Here is a 13784-nt window from a genome sequence, read left to right on the forward strand (position 1 = left end):
TCCTTTAATACTATCTCCGTTCAGATAAGCATTTACAATCGTTAGTCTGAACTCTACACTGAATTTTCTGTTTTTACCCATAAAAAATGCCCCCAAGAAGTGTCTAACTTTTTGGGGGCAGTGCAAAATTACATCATCCGGTGCATTGCAGAATTTTAATTATTTTTCGCTGATCAGTTTATTCATCAGACTGTTAAAATCAGCAACAAACTCGTCGTAATATTTGCCCGTTCCCGGACCTGAAAAACCCGTATGAATTTCGCGTACCTTGCCTTTTTTATCAATAAAGATGGTTGTTGGATAAGACATTACTTTGTTCAGCATCGGCAATGCTTTTCCTGTTGCTTCGTCGGTGTTCGTGCCGGCCAGCAAAACCGGATAGCCAATATTAAGACGTTCAACCATTCTTTTAATCTTTGGCCCGGAGACTTCCGGCTTGTCGGATCTTTCAAAAGCCAATCCGATAATTTCCACGCCGCGGTCCTTGTTTTTCTTGTACCACGGCGCAAGGAAGTTCGTTTCGTCCATACAGTTCGGGCACCACGAACCCAGAATCTGGATAATGACCGCCTTATTTTTAAAGCGTTCATCTTTCAACGAGACATTGTTTCCGTTGGCATCCGGAAAGGTAAAATCCACCGTTTCGTAGCCCGGTTTCAAAAACGTAAGTTTGGTGGCATCCGGCAATGCAGCATTCGGGTCCAACTTTGCCGTCCATGTTTTATAGCCTTTTAGCCCCGACCACAAACCGCCTTTCAGCGTTCCGTCATTTTGGATCGCAGCTTTAAATAACATCGCATTGGAACCATCGAAAGTAGACAGATACAAACTGTCACCGTTCAGACTTCCGGTAAGAAAACGGTAATCGCCGGTCGGAGTCAGAAACGAGCCTTCCACATTGCTTCCGGTTTGGGTAAGGCTTCCAACTGCGCGGGTTGTATCGCCGGTTGTTTCATTTCTGAAAGTCGTTGCCCATTTGCCTGAAACGTTTTTGGTCGTTGAAGCTTTTCCTTCCTGAAAAAATTTATAGTTTTCACCAAAACGGGCTTCAAACGGCAATGAGCCTGCTACTGCGCCGTTGCTGTAACGGTAATATTTCCCTTTCAGCTGATCTCCATCCGCTTTTGCCACGATTTTGGAATCAAAAAGCTGCATGGGAATAACAAGCGAGTCATTTTCAAAATAAACCGAGTCCATTCGCAGCCTTTCTTTTCCGTTCACGACGTAAACGGCATATGTTTTATCACCGGCATTTTTCGTTATATCGAGCAGTAAAGGCAGGGTATGGCCTTCCCGACTGAGGCTTGCGCGCCATATTCCGGTCTTTAAATCCTTTTCAGCCGATGATTTGCACGCCGCCGGTATGATCAGTGCCAAAGCACTCAGAACAGAAACTATTAACTTCATATCAATAAATTATTATAAAATAACCTGCGCGTCATTAAATTAAATCCCTTGTAAACCGCAATTCCTACGCCTGAAAATTGCTAAGTTTGTAACTGCCACCCGGCAAGAAATAGTTCCTAATACGTTCCTTTTAACAAATGGATTCACAAAGTACATATCACGAGCCTGTCATGTTAACTGAATGCCTGGAAGGGCTTGCGATTAAACCTGAGGGCACTTATGTGGATGTGACTTTTGGCGGAGGCGGCCATTCAAAAGCCATTCTTGAGAAACTGACGACAGGCCGACTGCTGGTTTTTGACCAGGACCCGGATGCTGCTGCCAACGCTGAGGTCCTTAAAGGTAATGAAAAATTTACATTTATCGCCGCCAATTTCAGGCATCTCAAACGATACCTCAAACTGCATAAAGCGGAAAAAGTAGACGGCATTCTGGCGGATCTGGGTGTGTCTTCACATCAGATCAATACGCCGGTAAGGGGATTTTCAACGCGCTTTGATGCCGACCTGGACATGCGCATGAACCCGAATATCGAAAAAACCGCACGTGAAGTCCTGAATTCAAGATCTTCTGCCGAACTTCAGCGCATACTCGGCATGTACGGCGAAGTCACCAACGCACGTACGGCGGCGGAAGCGATTTTTGCAGCACGGCACAATTCACCGATTGAAACCGTCAATGAGCTTAAAGGAATTCTGATGCGGTATGCGCCCAAACATCGTGAAAACAAGTATTTCGCACAGGTTTTTCAGGCATTGCGCATTGAAGTAAACGACGAGCTGAGCGTTCTGGAAGAGTTTCTGACGCAGGTTCCGGAAGTGCTTCATCCCGGCGGAAGGCTTGTGGTCATGTCTTACCATTCGCTGGAAGACCGGCTTGTCAAGAATTTTATTCAGAAAGGAAAATTCGACGGAGAAATGGAAAAGGATTTTTACGGCAATATCATCAAACCGCTCGCAAGTGTCACAAGAAAGCCGATAGAAGCAACTGCAGAGGAAATTGCAGCCAATCCGAGAGCACGCAGCGCCAAATTGAGGATCGCAGAAAAATCGTAAGCCATGAACATGTGCTTTGGGCAATCGGCTTTTAGCCATTCGCTTTTGGGAACATACATGTTTGCTGTTTGACGTGATTGTAAAAACGGATCATTGCAGTTAATTTAAGTAAAAACTATCCTGACGATTTCTAGCCATGTCGGAAAATAAAAAAAGACCGAAACCTGTTCCGCCAAAGCCGCCCAAACGCAAAAGGGAATATCATTTATTCAACTGGCTGAACCGTTTTTTGCCGCTGGATAAAGCTTTTGGAGAAAGGATTCCCGGAAAAGAGGAACGCCTGCCCGTCAAGTATTTTTACTATTTCGGCTGGGTTGTCATGCTGCTGGTTGCTTATGAAAGAATCGGTTTTCAGTCTGAACAATATGTGAGGAACAGCATCAAGCTTAAAAAGGAAGTAGACGACCTTCGTGCCGAATATACTTCCATTCATGCGGAATACATGAAAAGCGGGAAACAGTCGGTCGTTATTGAAAAGGTAAAAGCAGAAGGGCTGGAAGAAAACCTGAACCCGCCCAAAAAGATCATTATCAAAGAAGATGAATAGCTGCTCCGGCTTTTCGGGACGCAATCATTACTCTAAATCAAGGCACTTTTCTCAAAATGGGTACAAAGAATGATATAGAAAGCGGTTCAAACAACAAGAAAGCGCTGATTAACCGTGCCAGGATGGTGGGCTGGCTGCTGTTTTGCCTTGCCATTATGGTTTTTGTCAAACTCATCCGCGTTCAGTATTACGATGAATTCAAAGGAAAGACGTGGGCCGAATATTCTGTTAAAAATGACCTGAAACTGGATACGATTCCGGCCATGCGCGGCAATATCTATTCCAGCGACAACAGTCTGCTCGCTACTTCGCTTCCTTATTATTACGTCGGCTTTGATACCAAGGTGGCGGATTCGGTCTATTTCGATAACAATATTGACAAACTTGCCCGGCTGCTTGCAAGCAACTTCGGGGAAAATACAGCCGGCGAATACAAAGCCAAGATCAAGCGTTACCGTAAAAGCAAAACCAAAAGATATTTAAGACTTAAAAGCCGGCAGATAAGCCATCTTGAACGGGAGAAAATCAAGAGCTGGCCGTTTTTTAACAAAGACCGGAAAGGCGGCGGCGGGAAATTCGAAACCATTTACAGGCGATACAAACCTTTCAGTCCGATGGCCGACCGTACTGTCGGCGGCATTGACCCGAAAAGCGGAAGAGGCTATATCGGCATCGAAGCAAGCTTCGACAAAAAGCTGGAAGGAAAATCCGGAATCGGATGGGTGGAAATGGTGGAAGGCGGCATGAAAATCCCGGTCGGCGACGCACTGAACGTGCAGCCCGAAGCCGGAAGAGACGTGTATACAACGCTTGATATGAACTTTCAGGATATGGCCGAAATTGCGTTGCGCCGGAAACTGACTGAAAGCATGGCCAATTTCGGCTGCGTGATCGTGATGGAAGTAGCAACCGGAGAAATCCGGGCCATGGCAAACCTGACCAAAAGAGGCGACGGAAAATACGAGGAAGTGTTCAATTATGCCGTTGCAGGAAGCGCCGATCCCGGCTCAACCTTCAAACTGCCGACGATGATGGCTTTGCTGGAAGAAACAAAACTGGACCCGGATCGCGTTACGGTCAATACGGGTTCAGGCTCGGTAAGATTCAGGGGAACGCAGATCAATGATTCCAAAAGAGGCGGGCACGGCGTTCTGACCGCTACGCAGGTTTTTGAAAAATCGTCAAACATCGGCGTACATTTGCTGATGCAGCGTTATTTTTTCTCCAAACCGGACACGTATCTTTCCTATCTTAAGAAATTTCACCTGACTACACCGACGGGCATTCACATGAAAGGAGAAAAACCTCCTTATATCAAAGACCGGACGTCCAAGCGGTGGAGCCATTATTCGCTCACTTTCATGTCTTATGGATATGAAATGCAGATGACGCCGCTGCAAACGCTTGCCCTGTACAATGCGGTTGCCAATGACGGTTACTGGGTACGGCCCATGATCGTACGTGAAATCAGGAATGCCGAGGAAATCGAGGATAAAATGGAGCCTTATGTCGAAGATAAGCCGATATGTTCTCCTGAAACCATCCGGAAAGTTAAAAAAATGCTGGAAGGCGTTGTAAATGAAGGCTCGGCAAAAAATATCAGTTCGGAACTTTATCAGATTGCAGGAAAAACCGGAACGGCACAGAAACTGATCAACGGCCAGTACACGGCCGGAAAATACTACACGTCGTTTGCCGGCTACTTTCCTGCCGACAAACCGAAATACAGCTGCATTGTCATCATTGACACGCCTCAGGGAAAAGGCGCAAACTATACGTTGTACGCAGGAAGCGTGGCCGCGCCTGTTTTCAAGGAAGTTGCAGACCGCATTTACGCCTATGACGTGAGCATTCAGAAACCGGTAAAAGATTCGCTTCCGGAAACTTCGAAAGATGTGAAATGGGCCGGCAGATCTTCTGACCTGAAAATAATCAGCAAGGAACTGAATCTTACGCCTGCTCCCGAAGATACCGAATATGCCGCTGCTTCTCTTTTCAAAAAAGGCAAAACCAAGTGGACGCCGCGCAGCGTTGATTCCAAAGATGTTCCCGATCTGCAGGGTATGGCCATGCGCGATGCCTTGTACATTCTGGAAAACAAAGGTTTCAGGGTTACTTTCAAAGGATCGGGCAAAGTTGTGGAACAGTCGCTACCGCCCGGCGCCAATAAAACCGGAATAAAAACAATCCTTTTAACATTACAGTAATTCCATTTATGGAAAGCAATCAGGAAAAAAAACTCAGCGACCTTTTAAACGGAATTCCAGTAATTACAATAACGGGTTCACAGGAAGTTACGATCAGTAATATTATCATAGATTCAAGAAGAGTCTTGCCGGGAAGTATGTTTGTGGCACTGCGCGGAACACAAACGGACGGACATCAATTTATTGAAACGACCGTTAATGCCGGCGCAAGCGCCATACTTTGCGAAGAACTTCCGGAACAGCTGAACGACAACGTCACTTATATCCAGACCGAGGATTCTGCGGCGGCAATGGGAATGATAGCTGCGGCTTTTTACGGCCATCCTTCGCAAAAACTTTCACTGGTCGGCGTTACAGGAACCAACGGCAAAACGTCCGTTGCCACATTCCTTTTCCAGCTTTTTCGCGCACTGGGTTACCGATGCGGGCTTTTGTCGACCGTTCAGAACCAGATTGAAGACGAAATTATCCCTTCCACGCATACAACGCCGGATGCCGTTGCACTGAACAAGCTGCTTTCGGAAATGCTGGAAAAAAAATGCAGCCATGTATTTATGGAAGTAAGCTCGCATTCGGTTGCTCAGCACCGCATTACGGGATTGCATTTTGCAGGCGGCATTTTTACCAATATCACACACGATCACCTCGATTTTCACAAGACTTTTGACAATTACATCAAAGCCAAAAAAGGCTTTTTTGACCAGCTTCCAAAAACGGCATTTGCGCTTGTGAATGTGGACGACCGCCGCGGATCGGTTATGGTACAGAATACCAGAGCGAAAGTGGAAACCTATTCGCTGCAGACACTGGCTTCGTTCAAGGGCAAGATCATTTCGGATACGCTGGCGGGCATGCACATGGAGATTAATCAGCAGGAAGTATGGTTTCGCGTAATCGGCCGTTTCAATGCGTATAATCTGCTGGCTGTATATGGCGCTGCTTTGCTGCTTGGCGAAAGTTCCGAGGCTGTGCTTACCGAACTTTCCAATCTGAAAAGCCCTCCCGGGCGGTTTGAACAATTTCATTCCGCCGACAATATCGTTGGCATTGTGGATTACGCGCATACGCCGGATGCGCTTGAAAATGTGCTTGAAACCATTACTCACCTGCGTCACGGAAATGAAAAAGTAATTACAGTTGTTGGCTGCGGAGGAAACCGCGATGCAGAAAAAAGGCCGAAAATGGCGGCTATTGCGTGTAAGTACAGCAATCTCGTAATCCTGACTTCAGATAATCCGCGCTATGAAGACCCGCTGGATATTCTTGAACAAATGCGGAAAGGCGTTCCTGCGCAGGATTTCAAGAAAACAACCGTAATTCCTGACAGACGCGAAGCAATTTTCAGAGCCGGCCTGGAAGCAAATCCGGAAGATATTATTCTGATTGCAGGCAAAGGCCATGAAAATTATCAGGAAATAAATGGTGTAAAACATCATTTCGACGACAAGGAAGTTTTGCTTGAAGTTTTCAAAAAGCATCTTTCCAACTGAATTCCTGCTGTTAAAACCTGAACTTTCCCTGTTTCCGGATTAATAATAATCCGGAAATACGACTTTAAACCGGAAGGCCTTTTGCTTAATCTCTGAAAAAAAGCAACTTTGCAGCCATTATCCCAACACGTTCTTCAATGCTCTATTATTTATTCGATTATCTCGACAGGAATTTCAATATACCCGGTGCCGGTGTATTTCAATATATTTCTTTCAGGGCGTTAGGTGCAACGGTACTTTCGCTCTTTATTGCCGCTACTTACGGAAAAACCATTATTAATTTTCTGCGTAAAAAACAGATGGGAGAATCCATCCGTGACCTCGGGCTTGCCGGGCAAATGGAAAAAGCCGGAACGCCTACCATGGGCGGGTTCATTATTCTTGCATCCCTGCTGATCCCCGTACTGCTTTTTGCCAAGCTAAGCAACGTATATATCATTTTATTGATCATCACTGCTTTATGGACCGGCCTGATCGGGTTTGTGGATGATTACCTTAAAAAATTCAAAAATAACAAAGACGGTCTTCACGGAAAATTCAAGATTGTCGGGCAAGTCGGTCTTGGATTGATTGTAGGCTTGACGCTTTCTTTCAGCGACAATGTAAGAATCCGGATTTACGAAAAACCACTGCTAAGCTCCAACCTGGGCGAAATTCAGCGGTACAGAGATATTATTCATCCGACCATTACGACAATTCCTTTTACCAAAAACAACGAGTTCGACTATAAAACACTTTTGTTCGGCTGGCTTCCGGAGGAATATACCTGGGTTATTTACACCATTATTGCAATTTTCATCATCACGGCAATTTCGAACGGTGCAAACATTACAGACGGAATTGACGGGCTGGCAGCCGGCGTTTCCGGTATCATTGCGCTTACATTGGGCGTTCTGGCTTATTTATCGGGTAACACCAAATTTTCACAATACCTGAATATCATGTACATCCCGAATTCGGGTGAGCTTGTGATCTTTTGTGCGGCATTCATCGGTGCCTGTGTCGGGTTTTTATGGTATAATGCTTATCCTGCTCAGGTTTTTATGGGCGACACAGGAAGTCTGATGCTGGGTGGCGTCATTGCCGTAATTGCGCTCGCGATCCGCAAGGAATGGCTCATCCCGATCATGTGCGGCATATTCATTGCTGAAAACCTTTCAGTAATCATTCAGGTCAGTTATTTCAAATATACGCGAAGGAAATACGGAGAAGGACGCAGGGTATTTTTAATGTCACCTTTGCATCATCATTATCAGAAAAAAGGAATCCACGAATCCAAAATCGTAACCCGGTTCTGGATCGTAGGAATTATTCTCGCCATTCTTACTTTGGCAACTTTGAAATTAAGGTAGTTTGATCAAGCTAAAAGCTGTTGGAAAGCGGCGGCTCTGCTGTATTGGAACTTTGTGGTAAAAGTCATGGATTGTCATGGATTGTCATGGATTGTCATGGATTGTTATGGATAGTAATGAATTGTAAGAAATTGTCATAGATTGTTATGCATTGTCATAGATTGTTATTTTGAATGAAGGACGAAGCGTAAATGAACGGCTGTACTCAACACAAAAACCCCTGACTAAAATAACAACAAATGACAACCCATGACCATAAATGACAATTCATAACCACAAATGACAATTCATAACCACAAATGACAACCCACAACTACAAATGACAATGCTTGACAATACATGACAATCCTTCATTCCAGCTTACCTTCCTACCTGCTCGCTGTATCTCCGTGGATCGTAACCTTTTGCAAAAAGCGGGTACTGATCAAAAATACGTCTTACAACGCTTCTGTAATGATTGTTTGAGTTTTCAACGCCATTGAAAATGCCCGAAGCATAACCTCTCCACACAACCTGATCGCTTTCTGCATCAATAAGCGATACGATCAAAGTTCCTTTATCCAGCGCATATTTTATCGGCTCGTAACGGAAACCGTCATTTTCGGTATCGACCCAGTTTTTTATAACCGGCTGCATATATCCCTGGTAACGAAGGTTATCGTAGAAAATACCGTAATTAACAAGTAAAGTAGGTTTTTCGGCAGTCAGCTTGTATCCTCTTACCTGCATCTGCCGGCGGATGGCCTCGTATATTTCCGTGCAAAGATTATTGGTATCTCTTTCGCATTCCAGAAAAGTATAGGAAGAGTAATCTTTAAAATTGGTTTCGTAACTGTAATCGTGTTCTACAAACACCTTCCGGCCACTGGAGCATCCTGCAATGATCATTACGAAAAGTAAAGCGGTGTAAATTGTAACGTACTTCAACATAAGCATTTGATTTGTCAGGTTGTGAATAAAAATATATAATGAATGATTTGAATTCATTTCAATGACCAATAGCTTATGCTGATGCCTTGTTAGAACTATCCCAAATAGTAAGCTATTGATTTACGCATTTCAGAAGCAGATATTACAACATCGTATTCGCATTGCCCCGCTCCTTTCAGTAATGAAAACCGTATTTCTTTCCCTTTGTTCTTTTTGTCCTGACGGGTCAGTGCGATGATTTCTTCTATGTCATCCGCCGAAATATTTACTTTTCCGTAAGTGGCAAAAAGAAATTCTTCAATGTCCGTCATGGTCTGCTGATCGATCATTTTCTTTGCGAAGGACAAGTAACTTTCCATGATCATCCCGATTGCGATGGCTTCTCCGTGAAACAGCCTTTGTCCTTGCGGCTTGCTTAAAAAACAGGTTTCCACCGCATGTCCGAGTGTGTGTCCGAAATTCAGTATTTTCCTTAACCCTTTTTCCTTCGGGTCCTGCTCCACAACCTGCTGCTTGATTTTTACAGAATGTGCGATCAGATCCTGCCAGTTTTGATCTTCAAAGTCTTTTTGCCTGATTTCCTCCCACTTGGCGGCGTCAGCAATCAGGCAATGCTTTATAATCTCTGCAAAACCCGACCTGATTTCCCTTTCCGGCAATGTATTCAGGAAAACCGGGTCGATAAGGACTTTTTCGGGTAAATCAAATACACCCAAATGGTTTTTAAATCCCTGAAAATCAATCCCCAGCTTACCGCCTACACTTGCATCCACCTGCGAAAGCAGAGTCGTTGGCACTTGTATAAAATTTATTCCACGTTTGTAAACTGCCGCACAAAATCCGCCCATATCTCCGATCACTCCGCCCCCGATATTGATCACCAGCGCATGACGGTCCAGTTCCTCTTCCGTCATCGCTTTCCAGATTTTTTCACATGTTGCCAAAGTCTTGTGCGATTCGCCGGCGGGAACCGTAACAAGGCTGTGTTTCGGCAAAATTTTCTTCAAAACCGGATAACAGTGCTTCTTTGTATTGTTATCAGCGATTACGATTATCCTGGAATACTGATCTGAACTGGTAAATTCGGGTAAACTTTCGGCAATGGGTGCAATGACTACGGACTGATTCATTCTAAAATTAAATTGAGATCCGGCCCGTCGTATATACAGCTGTATATACGACGGGTGCTTCCAAATGGATGCGTTGATAACCAGCTTTTTAAAATAATATTCTGGAAATCTCATTTAAATATATGAATTATTATGTTCACCAGATAATCAATCGGGTTTTGTACTCTAAGAAAATTTTTCTACACTCCACACTTTTATCCCAATTACACTTCGAAAGGCCTGATATCGCATTTATTTTGTAAAATTGCTTTTGCTTTAACCCTTTAACAAGTTTGTTTTTACAGCTTTAATTTATCTCAACAAATGAGTGCTCCGCTTATCTCAGGAATTCAACAAGTAGGAATTGGCGTTCAGAATGTGCCTGAAGCCTGGAAATGGTACCGCCAGATTCTGGGCTTTGACGTGCCGGTATTTGACGAAAAAGCGGAAGCACCGCTCATGACGCCGTATACCGGAGGAGCAGTTCATCAGCGGCACGCCGTGCTGGCCATTAACATGGCGGGAGGCGGCGGACTCGAGATCTGGTCATTTACAAGCCGCGTGTCGCAGCCTGCTGCTTTCAAGGCCGAGCCTGGCGATCTTGGGATCAATGCGATCCGGTTTAAAACCCGGGATGTAAGAAAAGCGCATGAATGGGTACAAAGCCGTACAAACAATTCGGCAGGCGATCTGGTGAGATTTCCGGATGGTGAAGGCTTCTGGGGAAATGATCCTTACGGAAATACTTTCCAGATTACAGGCGACAATTCGTGGTTCCAGAAAACGGATAAAGCCGTCGGCGGGGTTTCCGGCGTTGTAGTCGGCGTTTCAGATATCGACAAATCGCTGGCTTTTTACAAAAGTCTTTTGCAGCCGCTGGAAGTAGTCTACGACAAAACCGGTTTTTTCAAGGATTTGCCTGCTTCCGTCTCCGGTCAGCGGTTCCGCAGAATGTTACTGCGCAAAAGCTTTACACCCGACGGCGCTTTCAGCCGGTTACTGGGCGATACCAATATTGAACTGATTCAGGCACTGGACCGTGAGCCAAGGAAAATTTTTGAAAACCGTTTCTGGGGCGACTGCGGGTTTATCCATTTATGCTTCGATGCGCTGAATATGGATGCACTGAAAACAAAGCTTCAGGCAGAAGGTTACCCGTTTACGATTGACAGTGAAAGATCATTCGGTATGGAATCCGCGGCCGGCCGCTTTGCCTATCTGGAAGATCCCGACGGCACTTTGATTGAACTTGTAGAAACGCATAAACTGCCGATTTTGAAGAAAATAGGCTGGTTTCTGGATATACAAAAGAGGAAAGACCAGAAGCCACTGCCCGACTGGATGCTGAAACTCATGAGCCTGAGCCGCGTTAAAGATTGATCCCAAGTGTATTTTACAAGTGACTGCAATCTCCGAATGGTTACAGTCACTTGTAAAATCGTCCGCAGAACCATGCAAGCAAAGGAAGCGCAAAAAACAGGATAACGCCCGCCTGCCAGCCTGCGAAAATCCCCACAATCACAGAAAGCAGCAATACAATAAGCGGATACAGATACATTAGCAACCCAAACAGGACGGAATCATAAAATACGGATCGTGCCGTAAGTTTTGCCGCTTTTTTCTCGAAAAACGAATACAAGGGTCTATGGATCGCACGTCCAAGCCAGCCAATTGCCCGGAACAATGCGTTTCCTTTTTCAGGAACCGTGCAATTTCCAAAAAAAGCGTTCAACTGCTTTATATGCTCGTCTTTCGGCAAATCGGCCGGTAAAGTCAGGATTTCGTCGTTCATGCGCGTAGTCAGAATTTCGTTGAATTCGCGCAGCCATTTTTCATATTCCAGCGGACTTGTCAAAATATCGTCCTGACTGATTTCTTTTCCAAAACGCAGCATAACCCGTTTTCCCGGCCCGCGGAAATGTTCATAATTAACGCCGGTCGGAATGACTTTCATGTCGGGCAAGGCGTCGTCGCTAAACCAGATCTGATGCGCCATGCGCGCCGTTCCTTTTCCCAGCGGCCTGAGCCGCCATTCATTTACACAAACCCCTTCTGAAAAAACCACAACCGAATCGCCTGCTTTCAATGCGTTGTGGCTTTCCTGTGCAGTATTGTCATGGTTTTTAAGGTACTGCCTTCCCTCCGACCCGCGAAAAACGGGAATAAGGTTGATCTGGCGCAGCCAGAAAGCAATGGCAGGCTTTTTGAAAACATCACCGCGTGTAAGCGTATGGATGGGCCTGTCCAGAACCGAACCGATAACCACCGCATCAAAAAAGGAATCGGGATGATTAGATGCCAGAAGCATCGGAGTTCTTTTTGGCAGTTTATCAAAATTGACTACGCAAAGTTTTTTAAGATAAATGGGAAGTGCCAGACGGACCAGAAAACGGGAGAAGTAGTAAAACAAGGTATGTAAAGTAATTTTTTGGTTTGTAAAATTATTCAAAGTTTTGAAATAAGCCTTGTTTGTAAAAGCTCCGGAATATTCATTTTCCAATATAAATATTACTAATATGCCGAAAATCGTCTCCGGGCTCCTTTGAAGTTGCTACCTTTGAAATATTTTAAGTTGCGATCAGCACTTAAGGCTTAATGAAAAATAATAATGCGTTTAAAAGATTATCCTGAAATTATCCGAAAAGCCTGGGCAGGATTTGATAATTCGATTGGAGTAAAATTTGTAGAAGATATAAGTGCCAAAGTATCAACGAACCACGTTTTCAGAGTTACTTTGGACAATGATGACAAGGTTATTGCCAAACTTTCCTATTTCGGGAAGTACGAGCATTTCAAGGAAGATCACCGGATTATTCAGGCGCTTTCCAATAATCTGCTGTACCCTTTTGAGAATGTGCTGGCCAAGTCACTCGTAAAAAACAATCAGGTTTATACCTATCGCTATCAGGAAGACTTTATTGACACCTGGGTTGTTTTCTACAATCCGATCCGGGCTATGAACCGGCTTCCGAGAAGGCTGGACGAAATGCATATCCGGAAGCTCGGGACCGAAACGGCGAAATTTCATCTGGCCTGCTTCCGGGCCAGCAAGTCGATTCCCAAGTCGTCCAAAAACCTGCGTACGGATATTCAGCACCTGCGGGATATTCTGGAAACGGATACCGGACAGTATGAGCACAGAGGCTATATTCACACGCTGAACAGACAATGCGATGTTTTTATGAAGAACATTCAAAGGCTGAATGTCGCTTCTTTTGACAAAATGCCTGTATTTGTAGACTGGAATATCGGCAACTTTTCGGTAACCGAAGATCTGAAATTATATTCGCGCTGGGATTACGACTGGTTTCGCGTGTCGACCAGAATTATGGATTTTTACTTTTTCAGCAGAGTGGTTTCCAATGTCGGCGACAGAACGGTTTTCAGTTATCTGATGAGTACTTTGAATGAAGACCGGTTTATGATCTTTCTTCAGGAATACCACAAAGTGTATCCGCTGACAGAAAACGAAGTCCGGTTTATGAAAGAAGCTTACCGCTTTTTTATTCTGAACTATGTTGTCAAATACGGTAAATATTTTTTTCACAGATCCTATTGTACAAAATTGCAGAAGGAAGCATATGAACTTTATTTTCCATCCATTGACGGCTTCGACGACGAAAAAATTCTGAGAGCCCTGAAAATATAAGTTATCACGTTTCCGGTTTTCACTCCTTACTTTAGACA

11 protein-coding genes are annotated in these 13784 nt (G+C 44.6%); 7 read left to right on the top strand and 4 right to left on the bottom strand.

Annotated features, from left to right (window positions below):
* Nucleotides 1-159: 159 nt before the first annotated feature.
* A complete protein-coding gene (locus FEM33_RS02170) occupies nt 160-1407 on the bottom strand; it encodes a peroxiredoxin family protein (protein WP_139010482.1) in 1248 nt (415 codons plus the stop codon).
* Between the two features lie 137 nt (nt 1408-1544).
* On the opposite strand from FEM33_RS02170, the gene rsmH reads away from it, so the two are divergent.
* The 5 genes from rsmH (at nt 1545) to mraY (ending at nt 8058) form a co-directional block, all read left to right on the top strand.
* Nucleotides 1545-2462 (top strand): 16S rRNA (cytosine(1402)-N(4))-methyltransferase RsmH, encoded by a 918-nt coding sequence (gene rsmH, locus FEM33_RS02175; protein ID WP_139010483.1) that lies wholly within the window; start codon nt 1545-1547, stop codon nt 2460-2462.
* 136 nt (nt 2463-2598) lie between these two features.
* Nucleotides 2599-3009, top strand: coding sequence for an FtsL-like putative cell division protein (locus FEM33_RS02180; protein ID WP_139010484.1), 411 nt, complete (start codon nt 2599-2601; stop codon nt 3007-3009).
* Between the two features lie 56 nt (nt 3010-3065).
* Nucleotides 3066-5216: a PASTA domain-containing penicillin-binding protein gene (locus FEM33_RS02185; protein ID WP_139010485.1), complete on the top strand. Its 2151-nt coding sequence runs from the start codon at nt 3066-3068 to the stop codon at nt 5214-5216.
* Between the two features lie 8 nt (nt 5217-5224).
* Nucleotides 5225-6706: a UDP-N-acetylmuramoyl-L-alanyl-D-glutamate--2,6-diaminopimelate ligase gene (locus FEM33_RS02190; RefSeq protein WP_139010486.1), complete on the top strand. Its 1482-nt coding sequence runs from the start codon at nt 5225-5227 to the stop codon at nt 6704-6706.
* 137 nt (nt 6707-6843) lie between these two features.
* Nucleotides 6844-8058 (top strand): phospho-N-acetylmuramoyl-pentapeptide-transferase, encoded by a 1215-nt coding sequence (gene mraY, locus FEM33_RS02195; RefSeq protein WP_139010487.1) that lies wholly within the window; start codon nt 6844-6846, stop codon nt 8056-8058.
* Nucleotides 8059-8418: 360 nt separating this feature from the next.
* On the opposite strand, the gene FEM33_RS02200 is transcribed toward mraY, so the two are convergent.
* Both FEM33_RS02200 and aroB read right to left on the bottom strand, forming a co-directional pair.
* Nucleotides 8419-8988 (bottom strand): DUF4136 domain-containing protein, encoded by a 570-nt coding sequence (locus tag FEM33_RS02200; protein WP_374756417.1) that lies wholly within the window; start codon nt 8986-8988, stop codon nt 8419-8421.
* 95 nt (nt 8989-9083) lie between these two features.
* Nucleotides 9084-10118 (bottom strand): 3-dehydroquinate synthase, encoded by a 1035-nt coding sequence (aroB, locus tag FEM33_RS02205; protein ID WP_139010489.1) that lies wholly within the window; start codon nt 10116-10118, stop codon nt 9084-9086.
* Between the two features lie 303 nt (nt 10119-10421).
* Here aroB and FEM33_RS02210 point away from each other — a divergent pair, with 303 nt between their 5' ends.
* Nucleotides 10422-11477, top strand: a complete 1056-nt coding sequence (locus FEM33_RS02210) for a VOC family protein (protein ID WP_139010490.1) — start codon at nt 10422-10424, stop codon at nt 11475-11477.
* A 46-nt stretch (nt 11478-11523) separates the two neighbouring features.
* Here FEM33_RS02210 and FEM33_RS02215 read toward each other — a convergent pair whose 3' ends face one another.
* Entirely contained in the window at nt 11524-12507 is a 984-nt protein-coding gene (locus FEM33_RS02215; protein ID WP_139010491.1) for a 1-acyl-sn-glycerol-3-phosphate acyltransferase, read from the bottom strand.
* A 198-nt stretch (nt 12508-12705) separates the two neighbouring features.
* Here FEM33_RS02215 and FEM33_RS02220 point away from each other — a divergent pair, with 198 nt between their 5' ends.
* Nucleotides 12706-13746 carry a hypothetical protein gene (locus tag FEM33_RS02220; protein ID WP_139010492.1) on the top strand — a complete coding sequence of 347 codons (1041 nt, stop codon included), beginning with the start codon at nt 12706-12708 and terminating at the stop codon, nt 13744-13746.
* Nucleotides 13747-13784 lie beyond the last annotated feature (38 nt).

Source organism: Dyadobacter flavalbus (genome assembly GCF_006149045.1).
GTDB lineage: Bacteria > Bacteroidota > Bacteroidia > Cytophagales > Spirosomataceae > Dyadobacter > Dyadobacter flavalbus.